Origin of the sequence: Pseudomonas kielensis (assembly GCF_030505375.1) — a bacterium.
Lineage (GTDB): Bacteria > Pseudomonadota > Gammaproteobacteria > Pseudomonadales > Pseudomonadaceae > Aquipseudomonas > Aquipseudomonas kielensis.
Window position 1 is genome coordinate 3,169,465 of sequence record NZ_CP130043.1, and the last position, 20,728, is coordinate 3,190,192.

General features: G+C 61.3%; 18 protein-coding genes. 12 read left to right on the plus strand and 6 right to left on the minus strand.

Annotated features, from left to right (window positions below; translation table 11 throughout):
* Positions 1-108: 108 nt before the first annotated feature.
* From Q1W70_RS14835 to Q1W70_RS14850, 4 genes are all read left to right on the plus strand, one after another.
* Entirely contained in the window at positions 109-1,791 is a 1,683-nt protein-coding gene (locus tag Q1W70_RS14835) for a fatty acid--CoA ligase (RefSeq protein WP_166589739.1), read from the plus strand.
* A 337-nt stretch (positions 1,792-2,128) separates the two neighbouring features.
* Positions 2,129-4,000: a DUF1302 domain-containing protein gene (locus Q1W70_RS14840; protein ID WP_166589738.1), complete on the plus strand. Its 1,872-nt coding sequence runs from the start codon at positions 2,129-2,131 to the stop codon at positions 3,998-4,000.
* 27 nt (positions 4,001-4,027) lie between these two features.
* The gene (locus tag Q1W70_RS14845; protein WP_166589737.1) at positions 4,028-5,392 is read left to right on the plus strand and encodes a DUF1329 domain-containing protein; all 1,365 of its coding nucleotides are present in this window, start codon (positions 4,028-4,030) and stop codon (positions 5,390-5,392) included.
* Positions 5,393-5,614: 222 nt separating this feature from the next.
* A complete protein-coding gene (locus Q1W70_RS14850; RefSeq protein WP_166589736.1) occupies positions 5,615-8,353 on the plus strand; it encodes a winged helix-turn-helix domain-containing protein in 2,739 nt (912 codons plus the stop codon).
* A 15-nt stretch (positions 8,354-8,368) separates the two neighbouring features.
* Here the strand turns inward: Q1W70_RS14850 and Q1W70_RS14855 are convergent, their stop codons facing one another.
* Entirely contained in the window at positions 8,369-9,277 is a 909-nt protein-coding gene (locus Q1W70_RS14855; RefSeq protein ID WP_302097488.1) for a LysR family transcriptional regulator, read from the minus strand.
* A 233-nt stretch (positions 9,278-9,510) separates the two neighbouring features.
* Here Q1W70_RS14855 and Q1W70_RS14860 point away from each other — a divergent pair, with 233 nt between their 5' ends.
* Entirely contained in the window at positions 9,511-10,881 is a 1,371-nt protein-coding gene (locus Q1W70_RS14860) for an aspartate aminotransferase family protein (RefSeq protein WP_185818817.1), read from the plus strand.
* A 155-nt stretch (positions 10,882-11,036) separates the two neighbouring features.
* Complete coding sequence (locus Q1W70_RS14865; protein ID WP_166589733.1) at positions 11,037-11,537, plus strand: methylated-DNA--[protein]-cysteine S-methyltransferase; 501 nt, start codon at positions 11,037-11,039, stop codon at positions 11,535-11,537.
* Between the two features lie 93 nt (positions 11,538-11,630).
* On the opposite strand, the gene Q1W70_RS14870 is transcribed toward Q1W70_RS14865, so the two are convergent.
* From Q1W70_RS14870 to Q1W70_RS14880, 3 genes are all read right to left on the minus strand, one after another.
* Positions 11,631-12,017 carry a hypothetical protein gene (locus Q1W70_RS14870; RefSeq protein ID WP_166589732.1) on the minus strand — a complete coding sequence of 129 codons (387 nt, stop codon included), beginning with the start codon at positions 12,015-12,017 and terminating at the stop codon, positions 11,631-11,633.
* Positions 12,014-12,328, minus strand: coding sequence for a PAAR domain-containing protein (locus Q1W70_RS14875; protein ID WP_302097489.1), 315 nt, complete (start codon positions 12,326-12,328; stop codon positions 12,014-12,016). Before Q1W70_RS14875 ends, Q1W70_RS14870 begins: the two co-directional genes overlap by 4 nt.
* A gap of 151 nt (positions 12,329-12,479) precedes the next feature.
* Complete coding sequence (locus Q1W70_RS14880) at positions 12,480-12,707, minus strand: DUF6434 domain-containing protein (RefSeq protein ID WP_302097491.1); 228 nt, start codon at positions 12,705-12,707, stop codon at positions 12,480-12,482.
* A gap of 134 nt (positions 12,708-12,841) precedes the next feature.
* On the opposite strand from Q1W70_RS14880, the gene Q1W70_RS14885 reads away from it, so the two are divergent.
* Both Q1W70_RS14885 and Q1W70_RS14890 read left to right on the plus strand, forming a co-directional pair.
* The gene (locus Q1W70_RS14885) at positions 12,842-13,486 is read left to right on the plus strand and encodes an MBL fold metallo-hydrolase (protein WP_182342260.1); all 645 of its coding nucleotides are present in this window, start codon (positions 12,842-12,844) and stop codon (positions 13,484-13,486) included.
* A gap of 115 nt (positions 13,487-13,601) precedes the next feature.
* Positions 13,602-14,330, plus strand: coding sequence for a YiaD family glycine zipper/OmpA-like lipoprotein (locus tag Q1W70_RS14890; protein ID WP_095168963.1), 729 nt, complete (start codon positions 13,602-13,604; stop codon positions 14,328-14,330).
* Positions 14,331-14,568: 238 nt separating this feature from the next.
* On the opposite strand, the gene Q1W70_RS14895 is transcribed toward Q1W70_RS14890, so the two are convergent.
* Positions 14,569-15,003 carry a Z-ring associated ZapG family protein gene (locus tag Q1W70_RS14895; RefSeq protein WP_095168962.1) on the minus strand — a complete coding sequence of 145 codons (435 nt, stop codon included), beginning with the start codon at positions 15,001-15,003 and terminating at the stop codon, positions 14,569-14,571.
* 146 nt (positions 15,004-15,149) lie between these two features.
* Here Q1W70_RS14895 and Q1W70_RS14900 point away from each other — a divergent pair, with 146 nt between their 5' ends.
* The 3 genes from Q1W70_RS14900 to zapE all read left to right on the plus strand — a co-directional run bounded on the left by Q1W70_RS14900 (position 15,150) and on the right by zapE (position 18,344).
* Positions 15,150-15,779, plus strand: a complete 630-nt coding sequence (locus Q1W70_RS14900) for an alpha/beta hydrolase (protein ID WP_166589725.1) — start codon at positions 15,150-15,152, stop codon at positions 15,777-15,779.
* Positions 15,780-15,803: 24 nt separating this feature from the next.
* Positions 15,804-17,159 carry a tryptophan--tRNA ligase gene (locus tag Q1W70_RS14905; RefSeq protein ID WP_166589724.1) on the plus strand — a complete coding sequence of 452 codons (1,356 nt, stop codon included), beginning with the start codon at positions 15,804-15,806 and terminating at the stop codon, positions 17,157-17,159.
* Positions 17,160-17,249: 90 nt separating this feature from the next.
* Positions 17,250-18,344, plus strand: a complete 1,095-nt coding sequence (gene zapE / locus Q1W70_RS14910; RefSeq protein ID WP_182342257.1) for a cell division protein ZapE — start codon at positions 17,250-17,252, stop codon at positions 18,342-18,344.
* Between the two features lie 74 nt (positions 18,345-18,418).
* Here zapE and Q1W70_RS14915 read toward each other — a convergent pair whose 3' ends face one another.
* Positions 18,419-19,315, minus strand: a complete 897-nt coding sequence (locus Q1W70_RS14915) for a GlxA family transcriptional regulator (RefSeq protein WP_185818413.1) — start codon at positions 19,313-19,315, stop codon at positions 18,419-18,421.
* 244 nt (positions 19,316-19,559) lie between these two features.
* On the opposite strand from Q1W70_RS14915, the gene Q1W70_RS14920 reads away from it, so the two are divergent.
* Positions 19,560-20,696 carry an acyl-CoA dehydrogenase family protein gene (locus tag Q1W70_RS14920; protein ID WP_166589721.1) on the plus strand — a complete coding sequence of 379 codons (1,137 nt, stop codon included), beginning with the start codon at positions 19,560-19,562 and terminating at the stop codon, positions 20,694-20,696.
* Positions 20,697-20,728: the final 32 nt, after the last annotated feature.

Here is a 20,728-nt window from a genome sequence, read left to right on the forward strand (position 1 = left end):
CATTTGCCCCGCTCTCAAATCATTCCTTTGGCTGATTTAGCGCGCGCCCAGCCTGACTAAAGTGCAGTCTTTACGCCAAGACCGTGCAGTCAGATGAAAGGGATGCTTATGTTGCAGACTCGCGTTATTCCGCCAGCCGAAGGTGCTTATCGATACCCGTTGTTGATCAAGCGATTGCTGATGTCGGGCAGTCGCTATGAGAAAACCCGCGAGATTGTCTACCGCGACCAGTTGCGCTACAGCTATCCGACCCTGATCGAGCGCGTCGCGCGGCTGGCCAACGTGCTGACGGCGGCCGGGGTCAAGGCCGGTGATACCGTGGCGGTGATGGACTGGGACAGCCATCGTTACCTGGAGTGCATGTTCGCCATCCCGATGATCGGCGCGGTGATCCACACCATCAACGTGCGCCTGTCGCCTGAGCAGATCCTCTACACCATGAACCACGCCGAGGACCGCTTCGTGCTGGTCAACAGCGAATTCGTCGGGTTGTACCAGGCCATCGCCGGGCAACTGACCACGGTGGAGAAAACCCTGCTGCTCACCGACCTGCCGGAAAAGACGGCCGAGCTGCCGAACCTGGTGGGCGAGTACGAACAACTGCTGGCGGCCGCGAGCCCGCACTACGATTTCGCCGACTTCGACGAGAACTCGGTAGCGACTACCTTCTACACCACCGGTACCACTGGCAATCCCAAGGGCGTGTACTTCACCCACCGGCAACTGGTGCTGCATACCATGGGCGTGTCGACGATCATGGGCAGCATCGACAGCGTGCGCCTGTTGGGGACCAACGATGTGTACATGCCCATCACCCCAATGTTCCACGTACACGCCTGGGGCTTGCCCTACGTGGCCACCATGCTTGGCCTCAAGCAGGTCTACCCCGGTCGTTATGACCCGGAATACCTGGTGGAGTTGTGGCGCAAGGAAAAAGTCAGCTTCTCCCACTGCGTGCCGACCATCCTGCAAATGGTGCTCAATGCCAAGGCGGCGCAAAACACCGATTTTGCTGGCTGGAAAATCGTCATTGGCGGCAGCGCGCTGAACCGTGCGCTGTACGAAGCGGCCAAGGCCAGGGGCATTCAGCTCACTGCGGCCTATGGCATGTCGGAAACCGGGCCGCTGGTGTCCTGTGCCCACCTCAACGATGAGCTGATGGCCGGTACCGAAGACGAGCGCACCACCTATCGGATCAAGGCCGGGGTGCCAGTGCCGTTGGTGGACGCGGCGGTGATCGACGCCGAGGGTAACTTCCTGCCGGCCGATGGCGAGTCCCAGGGCGAGCTGGTGCTGCGCGCGCCGTGGCTCACCGAGGGTTATTTCAACGAGCCGCAGAAGGGCGCAGAGCTCTGGGCCGGGGGCTGGCTGCACACCGGGGACGTTGCGACCCTGGACAGCATGGGGGTGATCGACATCCGTGACCGGATCAAGGACGTGATCAAGACCGGCGGCGAGTGGATCTCGTCCCTGGACCTCGAAGACTTGATCAGCCGCCACCTGGCGGTACGCGAAGTAGCAGTGGTGGGCATCCCCGATCCGCAGTGGGGCGAACGCCCGTTTGCCTTGCTGGTGGTCCGTGAAGGCCACGTGATCGGGGCCAAGGAACTCAAGGAGCACCTCAAGCCCTTCGTGGAATTGGGCCACTTGAGCAAGTGGGCCATCCCGAGCCAGATCGCCCTTGTTACGGAAATTCCCAAGACCAGTGTCGGCAAGCTCGACAAGAAACGCATCCGCCTCGACATCACGCAGTGGCAGGCCAATAACAGTACCTTCCTGTCGACGCTTTAAGTCTCCTGTGTCGTGCCCGAAAGGGCACGACATGCCCACCAAGCAAGCGCTTGGCTTGTTAATTCCGAATTTTCAGCCATCCTTGCCGTGCCGGCATCTGCCGGACTGGCAGAAGGACCGTTCCAGAGTGGTTGGGGGCTGCAAATCACACTTTAGAGGGATCAAGCAGTACAGCCTGCTGGATATAGTCCGTTCAAGGATTTTTAAGAGCGAGACGCACGCACGAACAGGGGCGATGCAACTTTGGATGACTTCGCGAGCGCATGGCTCACCGTCCTCCAGAGCGTTTTTAAAAGTGCTCACTGCCATAACAATAAAAGCACATGGAGTAGCGTCGATGACATCAGTAAACCAGTTCTGGCGCCGGGCGAAACTGCCCTTGGCGGTCAGTCTCGCCTCTACGCTCGCCGGGCCTGCATTCGGCGTCAGTTTCAACGTTGGTGAAATCGAAGGTCAATTCGACTCGTCCCTCTCGTTGGGCATGAGTGTGTCGACCCAATCGCCAAACAAGAACCTCATCGGCGTCAACAACGGTGGGCACGGCCTGTCCCAGACCTCCGATGACGGCCACTTGAACTTCAAGAGCGGACAAGCGTTCTCGAAGATCTTCAAAGGCATTCATGACCTTGAACTGAAGTACGGTGACACCGGCGTGTTTGTCCGGGGCAAGTACTGGTATGACTTCGCGCTGCAGAACGAAGAGCTGGAATTCAAGGACGTCAGCAACGACAACCGCAAGGAAGGCGCCAAGTCCTCCGGCGGGCAGATCCTCGACGCCTTCGTCTACCACAACTACGCGATTGCCGATCAGCCGGGCTCCGTGCGTCTGGGCAAGCAGGTGGTCAGCTGGGGTGAAAGTACTTTCATCGGCGGCGGCATCAACTCCATCAACCCGATCGACGTGTCCGCATTCCGTCGTCCGGGTGCCGAGATCAAGGAAGGCCTGATCCCGGTCAACATGTTCTACGTGTCCCAGAGCCTGACCGAAAACCTGTCGGCGGAAGCCTTCTACCAGCTTGAGTGGGACCAGACGGTTGTCGACAACTGCGGGACCTTCTTCTCCCAGCCAGACATCATCGCCGACGGTTGCGACAACAACCTGCGCGTATTGAACAAGCGCTCGACCCTGCCGGCTGCAGCCCTGGGCCCAGCCGCTGCACTGGGTGTCGACGTCAACGAGGAAGGCGTGCTGGTACGTCGCGGTCCGGACCGCGATGCACGGGACAGCGGCCAGTGGGGCGCATCCTTCAAGTACATGTTCGACCCGCTGGACACCGAGTTCGGTGCTTACTTCATGAACTACCACAGCCGGGCACCAATCTTCAGCGCCACCGGTGGCCCGCAATCGATTTACAACCTTGCCTCGTCGCTCCAGGGGCCGATCGCCCGTCTGGCGCCATTGCTGGTAGCAGGTAACTCGCAGTATTTCGTCGAGTATCCGGAGGATATACGTCTGTACGGCCTGAGCTTCTCCACCACTTTGCCAACCGGTACGGCGTGGCAAGGCGAGGTCAGCTACCGTCCTAACGCACCGGTGCAACTGAACTCCACGGATATCCTCTTTGCCGGTGTGACGCCATTGCCGGGCTATCAAAACGCATCGCTCTTGCAGGGAACTCCGGGTACCGACCTGCACGGCTACCGCCGCAAGGAAGTGACTCAATTCCAGACTACCTTGACGCACTTCTTCGACCAGGTCATGGGCGCCAGCCGCCTGACCCTGGTGGGTGAAGTCGGCGTGACCCACGTTGGCGGGCTGGAAAGCACCTCGGACGTGCGTTATGGCCGCGACCCTGTCTACGGTCCGGGCGAACTGCCAGGCGGCACGTGCCAGGCCCTGAACGCCAGCACCATTGCCGGTGCAGGTCCGGGTGCTGCGACCAACAACGCCACGCGCAATTGCACCGACGAAGGTTTCACCACCTCGACCTCCTGGGGCTACCGTGGCCGTGCGATCTGGGACTACAACGACGTGTTCGCCGGGGTCAACCTCAAGCCGAACGTGGCCTGGTCCCACGACGTCAGCGGCTACTCGCCGGGTCCTGGCGGCAACTTCGAGGAAGGTCGCAAGGCCGTCAGCCTGGGTCTGGATGCCGAGTATCAGAACACCTACACCGCGAGCCTGGCCTACACCAACTTCTTCGACGGCAAGTACACCACCGTGGATGACCGTGACTTCGTCGCGCTCAGCGTCGGCGTGAACTTCTAAGCACTGCTTCTTCAGGACGAACAAGAAATGAAAATAACCAAGAATCTGGTGTACGTCGCAGGACTGGGGCTTTCGTTGCTGGCGACCGGTGTCATGGCCGCCGTCCCGGCAGCCGAAGCCGACAAGCTGGGCAAGAGCCTGACGCCGATGGGCGCAGAAATGGCCGGCAATGCCGATGGCTCGATCCCGAGCTGGAAACCCCTGGCCAAGAACGCCGGCACGGTCGACAGCAAGGGCTTCCTGTCCAATCCCTTTGCCAGCGAGCAACCGCTGTTCACCATCACCGCGTCGAACGTCGACAAGTACAAGGAAAAGCTGGCTCCGGGCCAATACGCGATGTTCAAGCGTTACCCGGAAACCTTCAAGATGCCCGTGTACACCTCGCACCGTGGCGCCACCGTGCCACCTGAAGTGTTCGCATCCATCAAGCGCAACGCCACCAACACCACCCTCGTATCGGGTGGCAACGGCCTGGAAAACTTCGAAACGGCCGTGCCGTTCCCAATCCCGAAAACCGGTGTGGAAGTGATCTGGAACCACATCACCCGCTACCGGGGTGGCAGCGTGACCCGCCTGGTCACCCAGGCCACGCCGCAAGCCAACGGCTCCTACAGCCTGGTGTACTTCCAGGACCAGTTCGTGTTCCGCGACAAAATGAAGGACTACGACCCGAAAAACCCGGGCAACATCCTGTTCTACTTCAAGCAGAAAGTGACCGCGCCGGCGCGTCTGGCCGGTGGTGTGCTGCTGGTCCACGAGACCCTCGACCAGGTCAAGGAGCCGCGTTCGGCGTGGGTCTACAACGCCGGCCAGCGTCGTGTGCGCCGTGCCCCGCAAGTGTCCTATGACGGCCCGGGTACTGCCGCCGACGGCCTGCGGACCTCCGACAACCTGGACATGTTCAACGGTGCACCGGACCGCTACGACTGGAAGCTCGAAGGCAAGAAAGAGATGTACATCGCCTCCGACAGCTACAAGCTTGACGATCCGAAGCTCAAGTACTCCGACATCATCAAGGCCGGGCACATCAACCAGGACCTGGCCCGCTACGAGCTGCGCCGCGTGTGGCATGTGGTTGCGACCCTGAAGGAAGGCCAGCGTCACATCTACGCCAAGCGTGACTTCTACATCGACGAAGACACCTGGCAAGCCGCTGTCATCGACCACTACGACGGTCGTGGTCAACTGTGGCGCGTGGCTGAAGCCCATGCCCAGGACTACTACGACAAACAAGTGCCGTGGTATGCCCTGGAAACCCTCTACGACCTGCAGTCCGGCCGTTACCTGGCACTGGGCATGAAGAACGAAGAGAAACAGGCTTACGACTTTGGCTTCACCGCCACCACCAGCGACTTCACCCCGGCCGCACTGCGTCAGGAAGGTGTTCGCTAATACGCTGCACCAGAGGCCGCATCCTCGAAAAACGCCCCGACTGGTTCGGGGCGTTTTTTTTTGCTTCGGATAAAGCGTTCGACCCCCGCCGCACGGGGAGGAGAAAGGGCGGTCGTAGACTTTTTGTAGCCATTTGTAGCAATTGCCTTCAAACCCTGGCGGTTTGCCGCTAGTCTGCGGACATCTGCAATGCCGACAACAGTACTTCAATAAGAGTTGGCTATGACTGACCTGTTCCGAATCCAGAGCCCTCCCAGCTCGGCCGTGCCGATGCTGGAAGGACGCTTTTACCGTCCCCCCTTGCCCGACGGCCACATCCTGCGGCCACGGTTGTGCGAGCGGCTGAGTGCCGGCTTGACGGGGCGACTGCTGCTGGTCAGCGCCCCGGCCGGGTTTGGTAAAAGCTCACTGGCGGTGGAGTTCTGCCAGAGCCTACCGGATCACTGGCAAAGCCTGTGGCTGGGGCTCAGCCCACGGGACAATGACCCGGGGCGTTTTCTCGAACGGTTACTCGAAGGCCTGCAACACTATTTTCCTCGATTAGGCAGCCAGGCCCTGGGCCTGCTGAAAATGCGCCAGCGTCATCAGCCGTTCGCCTTCGAGGAATGGCTGGACGGGCTGCTTGACGAACTGGCGGTCCAGCTCTCACCCAGTGCCCCGTTGCTGCTGGTGCTGGATGACTATCACTTGGCCCAGGGCCCGGTGCTGGACCGCTGCCTGCAGTTTTTCCTCAACCACCTGCCCGATGGCCTGCTGGTGCTGGTCACCAGCCGCCAGCGGCCCGACTGGCACCTGGCCCGTTTGCGCCTGTCGCGGCAATTGCTCGAACTGCACGAGCAGGACCTGCGCCTGACGCACGACGAATCCCTGGCCCTGCTGAACCGGCACAGCAGTTCACTGCGGGGCGAGGCGCTGGAAAGCCTGATCGAGCGTAGCGAAGGCTGGGTGGCGGGGCTGCGCTTCTGGTTGCTCGCGGCCTCGGAAGCTGGCAATGGCGCGACACTGCCACCGCCCCTGCACGGCGGTGAAGGCCTGATCCGCGACTACCTGCTCGAAGAAGTCATCGATTGCCTGCCCGCCGAGGTCCAGGCCTTTCTCTACGACACCGCGCCCCAGGAGCGCTTTTGCAGCGAACTGTGCGACGCGGTGCGCGAAGCCCACGACAGTGCCGAGATCCTGCGTTACCTGCTGTCCCACCAGGTGTTCCTGGTGCCGCTCGACGAGCAGGGGCACTGGTTCCGCTACCACCATCTGTTTTCCGACCTGCTGCGCAGTCGCCCGACCGTTAACGCCATGGTGCCCGTCGCCAGCCTGCACCTGCGGGCGTGCCGCTGGTTCAATGCCCAGGGCCTGCTCGACGAAGCCGTGGAGCAGGCCTTGCGGGCCGGTCACCTGGACGTGGCGGCGAACCTGGTGCAGAACCTGTCCGAAGAACAACTGCTGGCCGAACAGAACGTCGGCATGTTGCTGCGCTGGAAAATGGACTTGCCCGACAGCCTGCTGGTCAGCACCCCGCGCCTGATCGTGCTGTACAGCTGGGCCCTGGGCCTGGCCTGCCAGTTGGACGCCGCGCAAGAACTGGCCAGCCACCTCAGCCGGTTCCTGCCGGCCCCGTCGGCCACCGCACAAAAATCCATGCTGGCGCAGTGGCTGGCCCTGAGCGGGATCATCGCCCGTGGCCGTGGCCAGCGCGACCTGACCCTGCTGTACTGCACCGAGGCCCTGCAAAGCCTGCCGCACAAGCGCTATGGCCAGCGGCTGATGTGCCTGTCGACCCTGTCCAACCTGGCCATTGCCGACGCCGACCTGTGGCGTGCCCGGGAGCTGAACCGCGAATCCCTGGAGCTGGCGCAACGGGTCGGCAATCCGCTGTTTGAAGCGCTGGCCCATTACGACCGCGCCCGGGTGCTGCAGGCGCGAGGGGAAATTCTTCGCTCCCTGGACGAAGTCCGCCAGGGCCAGCAACGCTTGCAGGGCCTGGCGCCGCAACGGCTGTATGCGGTGCGCGCGCGCCTGACCCTGTACGAAGGTTTCCTGCTGGTCCTGCGCCTGCAACCCGAACTCGGGCTCGCCCGCCTGCACGCCGGCCTGACGGAGGCACGGGCCTGTCGCGACATCAGCGTGCTGATCGGCCACAGCGTGATCGCCCGGCTGGAAGGCAGCCGGGGCGAGTTTGCCAAGGCGTTCGCCGAACTGGCCGAGGCCGAGCGGCTGATGCACATCTGGGACGTGCCACCGATCTACTACCTGGCCATGCTGACCCTGGTCAAATGTGAACTGTGGCTGGCCCAGGGTCGTACCGACCTGGCCGGCGCCTGGCTGACACGCCTGGGCCAGACCTATAACGGCGAACAGGCCGCGGCGCCCCCCGAATTCCACCCGCAAATGCCCCTGCACATCGAGTTGCAGCAAGCCCTGCTGGAGTCGATGCAGAACCAGCCGATGCTGGCCGAAGGGCGTCTCAATGCCTTGCTCGAACAGGGGCAAAAAAGTGGTCGGCAGATGCTCAGCGTGATGGCGCTGATTCAGAAAGTCAGCCTGTTGCTGGGCCATGGGCGCGAGCCAGAAGCGCGTCTGGCCCTGGCCCAGGCGTTCGAGGCCGCCAGCGGCGGTTTGCTGCAACCCTTTGATGGGTTACTGCGCGAGCGACCGGACTGGCTGCGCGAGCAACTGGCCCACTGTCCAGCCACACCGCTGCGCCAGAGCCTGATGGAACAACTGCCCCAGGTCGCGATTCGCGAAAGCGTCGAGAGCCAACCCGGCGGCGAAACCCTCAGCGTTCGTGAGCAAGCGGTGCTGCAACTGATTGCCCGGGGCTGTTCGAACCAGGAAATCAGCGATCAGTTGTTCATCTCGTTGCACACGGTGAAAACCCACGCCAGCCACATCAACAGCAAGCTCGGCGTCGAGCGTCGCACCCAGGCCGTGGCCCGGGCGAAAGAACTGGGACTGCTGGCCTGACCGGGGCTCGTTGCATCAGCCCGATCCCAGGGCCTTGGCCGTCAATTGCTCCCGGCAGTAATCGGCAAACAACTGCGCCGGCTTGGTCAATTGCCCGCGCTTGAGCCAGGCGGCCACCAGCCCGGAACCGGTGACGTCTTCGACGATGTCCACACACACTACCTTCTGCCCGTCGTAGGTGCATTGCGAATGCGGCCGGGTGACCAGGATCGAAAAGCCGAAACCTTGGCCGACCATGCCGCGCACCATCTCGATCGAGGGTGAGCTGAAGGCGATTCGCGGGGTCAGCCCCAGCTCATCGAACAGGCTGACGAAGTAGGTCCGGCTCGGCTGCACATCCAGCAGAATCATCGGCTCCAGGCACAGGTCGCGCAGTGACACCTGGGCCTGCTGGGCGAAGCGGTGGTCGGCCGGCAGCAGGGCATAAGGGCGTTGCGCCGGCATCAAGGGGTCGGTCTGGATGGTGCCATCCAGGTCGTGCTCGTAGAGGATCGCCAGGTCAAAGGCCCCCGACGTCAGCCCCTGCTGTTCACCATCGCGGATGCGGATTTTCACCCCCGGGTACAGCGCCGAAAACCCGGCCATCAGTTGCGGCAGGTACAGCGGTGCGACTGTCTCGAAGCAACCGATGTCGATCTGCCCGGACACCACATCGTTGTCGGCCAGGGCGTTCTGTTCGAACTCCTTGGCCATGCGCAGCAGTTCCTGAGCCTTGCGATAAAAGCGTGCGCCGCTGGGGGTGAGGGAGACGCCCTGGGCGTGGTGGCGGATCAGCAGCTGCACCCCGAAGCTGTCTTCCAGGCCCTTGATGGCTGTGGAGATCGACGGCTGGGCGATGTACAGCTTGCGCGAGGCCTCGGCGACGCTGCCGCATTCCACGGTGGTGATGAAGTACTTCAGTTGACGCAGATTGTAGGCAGCCACGGCAAACCTCGGGGTGATGGGACTGGCGTCGGTCTCGACAGCGGCTCCCAAGCAATTTGCGCACCGCCCAGGTAAGCGTGGGCGACGATCGAGTCTTGCCTGAACAATAACCACATGGCGCGCGCGTGGGGAGAATCGCTGCCCAGTTTTTTCATCGCCTGCGAACACATTTTTACTATTTTTGCCCTGCAAGCACCTGGGCCACTATCCATTACCACAACGGAGAACTGGCGATGACCACCCCACGTGACACCCGCGACTACCAGGCCGCCGACGCTGCACACCACATCCACGCGTTCGTCGATCAGAAAGCCCTCAACGACGAAGGGCCGCGCGTGATGGTGCGAGGCGAGCGCCTGCATCTGTGGGACAACGACGGTCGGCGCTACCTGGATGGCATGTCGGGGCTGTGGTGCACCAACCTGGGCTACGGGCGCAAGGACCTGGCCGCCGCGGCGACCCGGCAGCTTGAGCAACTGCCGTACTACAACATGTTTTTCCACACCACCCACCCGCAGGTCATCGAGCTGTCGGAGTTGCTGTTCAGCCTGCTGCCGGGGCACTACAGCCACGCGATCTACACCAACTCCGGTTCCGAGGCCAACGAAGTGCTGATCCGCACCGTACGCCGTTACTGGCAGGTGCTCGGCAAGCCAGAGAAGAAGGTGATGATCGGCCGCTGGAACGGTTATCACGGCTCGACCCTGGCGGCCACGGCGCTCGGCGGCATGAAGTTCATGCACGAGATGGGCGGCATGCTGCCGGACATTGCACACATCGACGAGCCGTACTTTTTTGCCCATGAGGGCAACCTCACTCCGGCTGAATTTGGCCTGCGGGCGGCGCAGCAACTAGAGGCCAAGATCCTCGAGCTGGGCGCTGACAAGGTTGCCGGGTTCATTGCCGAACCCTTCCAGGGCGCGGGCGGGATGATCTTCCCTCCCGAGAGCTACTGGCCGGAAATTCAGCGCATCTGCCGCCAGTACGACGTGCTGTTGTGCGCCGACGAAGTGATCGGTGGTTTCGGTCGCACCGGTGAATGGTTCGCCCATGAGCACTTCGGGTTCGAGCCCGACACCCTGTCCATCGCCAAGGGCCTGACCTCGGGCTACATCCCCATGGGCGGGCTGATCCTGTCGAAAAAAATGGCCCAGGTGCTGGTGGAGCAGGGCGGGGTGTTCGCCCACGGCCTGACCTATTCCGGGCACCCGGTGGCCGCCGCGGTGGCCATTGCCAACCTCAAGGCGTTGCGCGATGAAGGGGTGGTCAAGCGGGTCAAGGAGGACATCGGGCCTTACCTGCAACAGTGCCTGCGCGAAGTGTTCGGCCAGCACCCGCTGGTGGGTGATATCCAGGGCGTGGGCATGGTCGCGGCCTTGCAATTGGCCGAGGACAAGGGCAGCCGCAAACGGTTTGTCAACGAGAACGACATCGCCTGGCGCTGCCGTACCCTGGGCTTTGAGGAAGGGGTGATCATCCGCTCCACCCTGGGGCGCATGATCATGGCCCCGGCGTTGATCGCCAGCCGTGAAGAAATCGACGAACTGGTCGCCAAGACGTTGCGGGCGCTGGACCGCACGGCGCAGGAATATGGCCGGCTCTAAGCCTTTCTGAAGACCTTGTCGCGGGCAATCCGCTGTCCGCCAGGAAAGTTCAAACGCAAGAAACGTAGTTCTTGCGTTTGAACCCAGGATTACTCTGAATACGTCCTCTGACAAACTCAACGACCGACCCTGACAGTCGGATCCAGGAGTCACCCATGTCATACGTATTCAAACGGATGCCGTCGCCGGTCGGCACCCTGACCCTGATCGCCAGCGGCGACAAACTCTGCGCGATCCTCTGGGAAAACGAACGGCTCAACCGCGTGCGCATCGGCCCGCTGCAGGAAGATATCCACAGCCCGCTGCTGCAGGACACCGAGCGCCAGTTGCAGCAGTACTTCGCCGGTGAGCGCGAGCACTTTGACCTGCCACTGGACTTTGTCGGCACCGAGTTCCAGCAGAAGGTCTGGCAGGCCTTGCTGACCATCCCCTTCGGCGAAACCCGCAGCTACAGCCAGATCGCCGAGCAGATCGGCAGCCCCAAGGCGGTACGAGCGGTGGGCGCCGCCAACGGCAAAAACCCGATCTCGATCGTCACCCCCTGCCACCGGGTGATTGGCGCATCAGGCAGCCTGACCGGGTTTGCCGGTGGTCTGGAGGCCAAGCAGTATTTGTTGGGGCTGGAGGGGCAGGAGACGTTGCAGTTGGGGTTTTAATGGAGCATCAAGGCACCTTGTCCGAGCCAAGGTGCCACGTTCGCTGGAGTAGCAGATTCAGCAGGGGGCGGGTAACCAGAAAGGACTCGTGTCTTAAACAAGCCCCAATTTAACTACCGCCGCTATACCGAGCATGACGAGCAAAAGGACTATTCCGACTCCTTGTAAAACTACTAGTTTTCGTCTGATGGAATCGGGTAGATTTTTTACATCTTCGGCGTTTACGCCACCACGTTGTACATAAAACCTGGAAAATGTGACGTAGCCGGAAATGCTACCGATTACTACCAGTTTCCCCAGGGGGCCGCCGTGTTTGATGCGGCTCAGATCCATAACGCCTGGGCTGTTCTTGAAAAGCTCAAGTAAGAAATCCATCCTGGTATAGGCCATATGAAGCACGACACCAATCCAGACAAGTAACCCACCAAAGTCAAGTATCCCAATAATAAGGAATACCTTGTCGGCGGTGTTCAAGCTCATTCCATCGCCTCATAAATTTTTTCACCTATTGCCTCGCCCCCGACCGCACCAATAGAGCCTCCAGCGAGAGATGTGGCCCCGACTGCCAACACACTGCAAACAAGCAACGATGTTCCGCCTGTTGGCACTCCAAGTCCGACACACAGCCCTGTAACAGCGGGCGCAGTTAAAAACCCAGCAGCAGCCCAACTACCAATCCCCCCGCCCTCACGGGCGATGGGCTGGCCATCGATGGTCCAGTGGGGGTAGCCCGTGATTACGGTGCCGTCGGCGGTGGTCTTGGCCCCGACTGTGATGTGGTAGCGCTTCATGCGACATGCGTCCTTTTTGTTTCGAAAGGACGCACGCTAGATGACTGGGCAAAGGGAGATAAATCAGACGTCTCTTTGAATGATGTAGGCATGCCCTGCAGTAACTCTAAGCATGCTGCCGGACCTAATGGCGAATCTTGAACAGTCGCCCTTAGGTGCGTGGATCTTCGATTACGGGTTGCCGACGCCGCCACTCATCGACCACATCGCCCAGGGGTGTAGGCGTCCCGCTGCGGATCCAGGCCATGAAGTTGCGGTCGAAGCGGAAGTCTGCACCGCAGTGCTCGTGCATGAAGCGACGCACGTTCTGGGTGTTTTTGTAGTGTTTGTCGAGCGCGGTTGCGGTTGTCAGTAAGTCGCTGTGCCAGTTAAACGTCATGGGTGTGTCCGTGTTGGGGTGGCAGTTCAGGCATTGGCGAATGCCAGGGCCGGGGGCGTTTTGTTACCGGCCTGCCATCGGCGATCGTGGCGGGCTGTGCCAGAATAGCCGATCCATTTTCTCCAGGAACGCCCATGGACGCTGCCCAACCCGCGCTGATCCGCGAAACCTTCCCCGTCGGCCCGTTGCAGTGCAACTGCACGATCATTGGCGATCCGATCACCAAGAAAGCTATCGTCGTCGATCCGGGGGGCAATCACGAGTTGATCCTGGCCCGCCTCGAGGCCCTGGGCCTGAAGGTGGTGAGCATCATTCATACCCATGCGCACCTGGATCACTTCCTGGCATCGGGTCAGTTGAAGGAAAAAACCGGTGCTACCCTGCACTTGCACAAGGAAGATCAGTTCCTCTGGGACAACCTGGAGATGCAATGCCAGATGTTTCGCGTGCCCTACACCCCGGTACCTTCGCCGGATCGCTGGCTGGATGACGATGAAGAGTTGGCGTGCGGCTGTGGCGTGGCGTTGCACACGCCAGGTCACACACCGGGTTCCATGAGTTTCTGGTTTGCAGAAGCTAAGCTGCTGATAGCCGGTGACACCTTGTTTCGACGTGGGGTAGGGCGCACGGATTTGTGGGGCGGTGACCAGGCGACTATCGTGCGTTCGATCAAGCAGCGCCTGTACACCCTCGATGAAGAGGCGACCGTGGTCACCGGGCATGGTCCCGATACCCGGCTGGGCGATGAGATGCGTGAGAATCCGTTCGTCCGTGCCTAGGACAGGAGGTGTTACAAGCCGCCACGGAATTTTTGCCGGTTGTCGTGTTCCAACGCCCGCAGGGGTCCATTGCTAACGTCCGCTGCACCACAGAATGTAAAAGTAGGAGCTCTCCATGTTCACCTCGCGTCGTTTGATTATTGTCGCAACTGCCGTGGCCTTGTTGTCGGGCTGTGCGTCCCCTAACCCTTATGACAACCAGGGTCAGGCCGACGGTGGCTCCACGGGCATGAGCAAAACCGCCAAGTACGGTGGCTTGGGAGCCCTGGCTGGCGCCCTGGCAGGTGCTGCCATCGACCACAACAACCGTGGCAAGGGGGCGCTGATCGGCGCCGCCGTGGTCGGTGCTTCCGCCGCCGGTTATGGCTACTACGCCGACCAGCAGGAAAAGAAACTGCGCGCCAGCATGGCCAATACCGGGGTTGAAGTGCAGCGCCAGGGCGATCAGATCAAGCTGATCATGCCGGGCAACATTACCTTCGCCACCGATTCGGCGAACATCGCCCCAAGTTTCTACCAGCCGCTCAACAACCTGGCCGGCTCGCTGAAAGAGTTCAATCAGAACCAGATCGAAATCGTCGGCTACACCGACAGCACCGGCAGCCGCCAGCACAACATGGACCTGTCCCAGCGTCGCGCCCAAAGCGTCGCGACGTACTTGACGTCCCAGGGCGTCAGCGGCGCCAACCTGTCGGCCCGTGGCGCAGGCCCGGACAACCCGGTTGCCAGCAACGGCGACGTCAACGGTCGGGCGCAGAACCGCCGTGTCGAGGTCAACCTCAAGGCGATTCCTGGCCAGCAGTATGGCGGCCAGCAGCAAGGTCAAGTGCAGCAGTACCCATGAACATCTGACTGAACCCCAGGTGTTGATACAGCCCGCCCGGTCCTTGTGACCCGGCGGGTTTTTTTATGGCCATTGAGTGCCGCTTCGTGGGCACGCCTTGCTGCTGCAGTCGTCAGGTGGGGAGCGATTGGAGTCCCAGGAGCACGGCTTGCCCGCGCAGGCGTCAGAACCTACGGGCACAAAAAAGCCCCCGGGCAATCACTCATCCGGGGGCTTTTGGCGATCGCCTGAAAGCGTATTACTTCTTCAGGCCGTAATGCTCATCGAGCATGCCCGGTGCGTTGGGCGTTTTTGGCGCGTAGTCGCGAGGCGGTTCCTGGTCGCGCGGTGGCGTCAGGCGTTCCCGTGGGGCCTGGGCGGCATCGGCGTGCAGCGCGGCCAGCAGGCGTTGGCGAGTCTGCTCGTCCAGGGCCAGGCGGTTGGCACCCTCGGCGAGGTGGTCTTGTACTTCCTGATAGCTCTGGGTGAGTTTTTTCACCAGCGTTGCGGTGCTGTTGAAGTGGGTCACCACTTCATTCTGATAGCTGTCAAAACGTTCCTGAATGTCATCCAGCTGACGTTGCGTGCTGTTAGGCACGGCATTGGGCAGCAGACGCGCAACCAGGAATCCAATAGCGACACCGGCAACCAGGGCAAGAGTCGGCAACAACCAAACTAAGAGCGAGTGTTCCACGAGTCCTTCCTCTATAAACGGCTTTGCTTTACGTTAACGGCTCGGACCTGCGCTGTATACCGCGACGAGATCGCAATCATGCCAGGCGCAGACTTTTAGCTAGACGAGTCGACCCTTCGAGAGGTCACGGAGTTCCTTCCTTGCTTATGCGTGAAACCCCTGTAGAGATTGCCGGCCCGGTGGGTCAATTGGAAGCCTTGTACCTGGATTCCCCCGAACCACGTGGCCTGGCGCTGATCTGCCATCCCAACCCGGTGCAGGGCGGCACCATGCTCAATAAAGTGGTTTCGACCCTGCAACGCACTGCCCGTGATGCCGGCTTGATTACTTTGCGATTCAACTACCGTGGTGTGGGCGCCAGCGCCGGCAGCCATGACATGGGCAGCGGCGAAGTTGACGATGCCCAGGCGGCCGCCCAATGGCTGCGGGCCAGGCACCCGGACTTGCCGCTGACCTTGCTGGGTTTTTCCTTCGGCGGCTTTGTCGCGGCCAGCCTCGGTGGGCGCCTGGAAGCCCAGGGCGAAACCCTGGCCCGGCTGTTCATGGTGGCGCCGGCGGTGATGCGCCTGGGGGCTCAGGACCCGTTGCCGCAGCACGGCGCTCTGACCCTGATCCAGCCGGAAACCGACGAAGTGATCGACCCGCAGCTGGTTTACGATTGGTCCGCGGCCCTCGATCGCCCCCATGAGCTGCTGAAAGTGGCAGAATGCGGACACTTTTTTCACGGCAAGCTGACCGATCTCAAGGATCTGCTGCTGCCGCGCCTTTCGAATTGATTGCAGTCTGATAAGCGATTACCCATGACTACTCGTACGCGCATCCTCACCGGCATTACCACCACCGGCACCCCGCACCTGGGCAACTACGCCGGTGCGATCCGCCCGGCGATCGTCGCCAGCCGCGACAGCAATGCCGATTCGTTCTATTTTCTGGCCGACTACCACGCCCTGATCAAGTGCGACGATCCGCTGCGCATCCAGCGCTCGCGCCTGGAAATCGCCGCGACCTGGCTGGCCGGTGGCCTGGATGTGGACCGGGTAACCTTTTACCGTCAGTCCGATATCCCGGAAATCCCTGAGCTGACCTGGCTGCTGACCTGCGTCGCGGCCAAGGGCCTGCTCAACCGCGCGCACGCCTACAAGGCGTCGGTGGACAAGAACCTGGAGACCGGCGAAGACCCGGACGCCGGCATCACCATGGGCCTGTACAGTTACCCGGTGTTGATGGCTGCCGATATCCTGATGTTCAACGCGCACAAGGTGCCGGTCGGCCGCGACCAGATCCAGCACGTGGAAATGGCCCGCGACATCGGCCAGCGCTTCAACCACCTGTTTGGCCAGGGCAAGGAGTTTTTCACCATGCCCGAGGCGCTGATCGAAGAGAGCGTCGCCACCTTGCCCGGCCTGGATGGGCGCAAGATGTCGAAAAGCTACGACAACACCATTCCGTTGTTCACCAGCGCCAAGGACATGAAGGACGCGATCTCGCGCATCGTCACCGACTCCCGCGCCCCGGGCGAAGCCAAGGACCCGGACAACTCGCACCTGTTCACCCTGTTCCAGGCGTTCGCCACACCGGACCAAGCCGCTGAGTTCCGCAGCGAACTGTTGCAGGGCCTGGGTTGGGGCGAGGCGAAAAACCGTCTGTTCCAGCTGCTCGACAGCGAACTGGGCGAGTCCCGCGAGCGTTATCACCAACTGATTGCACGGCCTTCGGACCTGGAAGACATTCTGCAGATCGGCGCTAAGAAAGCCCGCGCCGTGGCCACGCCGTTCCTCAACGAACTGCGTGAAGCGGTCGGCCTGCGTTCTTTCGTCAATCAGACGCAAGTCGCTGCCAGCACCAAGAAAAAAGCCGCCAAGGCCGCGCGCTTTGTCAGCTTCCGTGAAGACGACGGCAGTTTCCGCTTCCGTCTGCTGGCGGCCGATGGCGAGCAACTGTTGCTGTCGCGCAACTTTGCCGACGGTAAAACCGCGGGGCAGGTAACCAAGCAGCTGCAATCCGGCCAGGCGCTGGATGTGCGCAGTGATGACCTGGGTTTCAGCGTCTGGCTCGAAGGCGCGTGTGTCGGCGATAGCCCGGCCTTTGCCGACAGCGCTGCGCGGGACCTGGCCATCGACGCCTTGCGGGTCGCTCTGACGCCAGTTCAGGAATAATCAACGGCGCGGCCCGACCAAGGGCCGATTGCCATTCTTTCGGGCCGTCGCTACAGTGACGGCCCGTTTTTGTTGCCTTGCTAACGAATTATGACGCCCCTAGAACGATATCAAGCTGATCTCAAACGTCCGGAGTTCTTCCATGACGCCGCCCAGGAAACTGCCGTGCGTCATTTGCAGCGCCTGTACGACGACCTGGTTGCGGCCTCGCAGAACAAACCGGGCCTGCTCGGCAAGCTGTTCGGCAAGAAAGAGCAGGCGCCGGTCAAGGGCCTGTACTTCTGGGGCGGCGTAGGTCGCGGCAAGACTTACCTGGTCGACACTTTCTTTGAAGCGCTGCCGTTCAAGGAAAAGTCCCGGACCCACTTCCACCGCTTCATGAAGCGTGTGCACGAAGAAATGAAGACCCTCGGCGGTGAGAAGAACCCGCTGACTATCATCGCCAAGCGTTTTTCCAACGAGGCGCGGGTCATCTGCTTCGATGAATTCTTCGTCTCCGATATCACCGACGCGATGATCCTCGGCACCTTGATGGAAGAGCTGTTCAAGAACGGCGTGACCCTGGTCGCGACGTCCAACATTGTGCCGGACGGCCTGTACAAGGACGGTCTGCAGCGTGCGCGGTTCCTGCCAGCAATTGCGCTGATCAAGCAGAACACCGACATCGTCAACGTCGACAGCGGCGTCGATTACCGCCTGCGTCACCTTGAACAAGCGGAGCTGTTCCACTTCCCGCTCGACGAAGCGTCCCACGAGAGTCTGCGCAAAAGCTTCCGCGCCCTCACGCCGGAATGCACCCAGGCCGTCGAAAACGACGTGCTGATGATCGAGAACCGGGAAATCCGTGCCCTGCGTACCTGTGACGACGTGGCCTGGTTCGACTTCCGCGAACTGTGCGACGGTCCACGCAGCCAGAATGACTACATCGAACTGGGCAAGATCTTCCATGCCGTGTTGCTCAGTGGCGTGGAACAGATGAGCGTCACCACCGACGACATCGCCCGGCGTTTCATCAACATGGTCGACGAGTTCTACGACCGTAACGTGAAGCTGATCATTTCTGCCGAGGTCGAACTCAAAGACCTGTACACCGGCGGTCGCCTGAACTTCGAGTTCCAGCGCACCCTGAGTCGCCTGCTGGAGATGCAATCCCACGAGTTCCTGTCGCGGGCGCATAAGCCGTAAGGTGTTTCGAAATATAAAAAGGGCCTGCAATTGCAGGCCCTTTTTTATGGTGCGCAGTACCGCTGCGGTAGCTCCTACGCGGCTTGCTGGAACTGCTGCCGGTACTGGTTGGGCGACAATTCGGTGTGCTGGCGGAACAGTCGGGCGAAGAAGCTCGCATCGTCGTAGCCGACTTCGTAGCTGATGGTCTTGATGCTTTTGCGGCTGCCGGACAGCAAGCCCTTGGCGGTTTCGATGCGCAGGCGTTGCAGGTAGTGCAGCGGTTTGTCGCCGGTGGCGGTCTGGAAGCGGCGCATGAAGTTGCGGATGCTCATGCCGTGCTCGCGGGCGACGTCTTCGAAGCGGAACTTGTCGGCAAAATGCTCTTCGAGCCAGTGCTGGATCTGCAGGATGATCACGTCCTGGTGCAGTTTCTGCCCGCCGAAGCCGATGCGGCCGGGGGAATAGCTGCGTTGCACTTCATACAGAATGTCGCGGGCCACGGCCTGGGCAATATTGGCCCCGCAGAAGCGCTCGATCAGGTAGATGTAGAGGTCGCAGGCCGAGGTGGTGCCGCCGGCGCAAAACAGGTTGTCGGCATCGGTAAGGTGCTTGTCCTTGTTGAGCTGGACCTTGGGGAAGCGCTCTTCGAAGGTGTTGAAGAAGCGCCAGTAGGTGGTTGCTTCCTTGCCATCGAGCAGGCCGGCCTCGGCCAGCCAGAACACCCCGGTCGCCTCGCCGCAGAGCACTGCGCCCCGTGCATGCTGCTCACGCAGCCACGGCAACACCTGTGGATAACGCTGGCACAACGTCTCGAAGTCGTCCCAGAACGCCGGGAGGATGATGATGTCGGCATTTTCCAGGCCACCGTCCACCGGCATCAGCACATCGCTGAAGCTGTTGACGGGTTTGCCGTCGGGGCTGACCACGCGGGTTTCAAAGCCGGGGGTCAGGCCCTGGCCCTGTTGTTTGCCGTACCGCAGGCTGGCCAGGTGGAAAAAATCCTTGGCCTGCATGAGGGTGTAGGCAAAGACCCGGTCGATCGCCAGGATGCTGACGCGCCGCAACGGCGTAGAAGATTGGATAGACATAATTCAATTTATTCTTATAGGGGAAAGTGGTCACCAAGCGGCTGGATCGTCTTATTTTTTGGCGGATGTGTCCAGTGTCCCGTTGCAAGTGGGGGGATTAGTCTCTGGCATACATTTTCGTTCAACAATAACGACAGGTGCCCCGATGATCCCTAGAACCTTGTTCAGCTCCGAGCACGAATTGTTTCGCGATAGCGTGCGCACCTTCCTCGAAAAAGAGGCCGTGCCGTTTCATGCTCAGTGGGAAAAGCAGGGCTACATCGACCGCGCGTTGTGGAACAAGGCGGGGGAGGCGGGGATGCTCTGCTCCCATCTGCCGGAGGAGTACGGCGGCCTGGGGGCGGACTTTCTCTACAGCACGGTGGTGATCGAGGAGGTGGGCCGGCTGGGCTTGACCGGCATCGGCTTCTCCCTGCATTCGGACATCGTCGCGCCGTACATCCTGCATTACGGCAGTGAAGCCTTGAAACACAAATACCTGCCCAAGCTGGTTTCGGGCGAGATGGTCACGGCCATTGCCATGACCGAGCCGGGCGCGGGGTCCGATCTGCAAGGGGTGAAGACCACGGCGGTACTGGATGGTGACGAGTATGTGATCAACGGCTCGAAGACCTTTATCACCAACGGCTACCTGGCGGACCTGGTGATTGTGGTGGCCAAGACCGATCCCAAGGCCGGGGCCAAGGGCACCAGCCTGTTCCTGGTGGAAGCCGACACACCGGGCTTTGACAAGGGTAAGCGCCTGGAAAAGGTCGGCATGAAGGCCCAGGACACTTCCGAGCTGTTCTTCCAGGACGTCCGGGTGCCCAAGGAGAACCTGCTGGGGCAGGCGGGGATGGGCTTTGCCTATCTGATGCAGGAGTTGCCACAGGAGCGCCTGACGGTTGCCATCGGCGGCCTGGCGTCGGCGGAGGCGGCGCTGCAGTGGACCCTGGATTACACCCGCGAGCGCAAGGCGTTCGGCAAGTCGATTGCGGACTTCCAGAACACCCGCTTCAAACTGGCGGAAATGGCCACCGAGATCCAGATCGGCCGAGTCTTTGTCGACCGCTGCCTGGAGCTGCACCTGCAAGGCAAGCTGGACGTGCCGACGGCGGCGATGGCCAAGTACTGGGGCACTGACCTGCAATGCAAGGTGCTCGACGAATGCGTTCAGCTGCATGGCGGCTACGGCTTCATGTGGGAATACCCGATCGCCCGGGCCTGGGCCGATGCGCGGGTGCAGCGGATTTATGCGGGGACCAACGAGATCATGAAGGAGATCATTGCGCGTTCGCTTTGACTCGCGTTGCCGGCACGGACGCAATCGCGGGC

What these genes read in the sequence shown, in the direction of transcription:
- Q1W70_RS14835 (WP_166589739.1), top strand. Translation starts at nt 109, where the DNA reads ATGTTGCAGACTCGCGTTATTCCGCCAGCCGAAGGTGCTTATCGATAC.
- Q1W70_RS14840 (WP_166589738.1), top strand. Translation starts at nt 2,129, where the DNA reads ATGACATCAGTAAACCAGTTCTGGCGCCGGGCGAAACTGCCCTTGGCG.
- Q1W70_RS14845 (WP_166589737.1), top strand. Translation starts at nt 4,028, where the DNA reads ATGAAAATAACCAAGAATCTGGTGTACGTCGCAGGACTGGGGCTTTCG.
- Q1W70_RS14850 (WP_166589736.1), top strand. Translation starts at nt 5,615, where the DNA reads ATGACTGACCTGTTCCGAATCCAGAGCCCTCCCAGCTCGGCCGTGCCG.
- Q1W70_RS14860 (WP_185818817.1), top strand. Translation starts at nt 9,511, where the DNA reads ATGACCACCCCACGTGACACCCGCGACTACCAGGCCGCCGACGCTGCA.
- Q1W70_RS14865 (WP_166589733.1), top strand. Translation starts at nt 11,037, where the DNA reads ATGTCATACGTATTCAAACGGATGCCGTCGCCGGTCGGCACCCTGACC.
- Q1W70_RS14870 (WP_166589732.1), bottom strand. Translation starts at nt 12,017, where the DNA reads ATGAGCTTGAACACCGCCGACAAGGTATTCCTTATTATTGGGATACTT.
- Q1W70_RS14875 (WP_302097489.1), bottom strand. Translation starts at nt 12,328, where the DNA reads ATGAAGCGCTACCACATCACAGTCGGGGCCAAGACCACCGCCGACGGC.
- Q1W70_RS14880 (WP_302097491.1), bottom strand. Translation starts at nt 12,707, where the DNA reads ATGACGTTTAACTGGCACAGCGACTTACTGACAACCGCAACCGCGCTC.
- Q1W70_RS14885 (WP_182342260.1), top strand. Translation starts at nt 12,842, where the DNA reads ATGGACGCTGCCCAACCCGCGCTGATCCGCGAAACCTTCCCCGTCGGC.
- Q1W70_RS14890 (WP_095168963.1), top strand. Translation starts at nt 13,602, where the DNA reads ATGTTCACCTCGCGTCGTTTGATTATTGTCGCAACTGCCGTGGCCTTG.
- Q1W70_RS14900 (WP_166589725.1), top strand. Translation starts at nt 15,150, where the DNA reads ATGCGTGAAACCCCTGTAGAGATTGCCGGCCCGGTGGGTCAATTGGAA.
- Q1W70_RS14905 (WP_166589724.1), top strand. Translation starts at nt 15,804, where the DNA reads ATGACTACTCGTACGCGCATCCTCACCGGCATTACCACCACCGGCACC.
- zapE (WP_182342257.1), top strand. Translation starts at nt 17,250, where the DNA reads ATGACGCCCCTAGAACGATATCAAGCTGATCTCAAACGTCCGGAGTTC.
- Q1W70_RS14920 (WP_166589721.1), top strand. Translation starts at nt 19,560, where the DNA reads ATGATCCCTAGAACCTTGTTCAGCTCCGAGCACGAATTGTTTCGCGAT.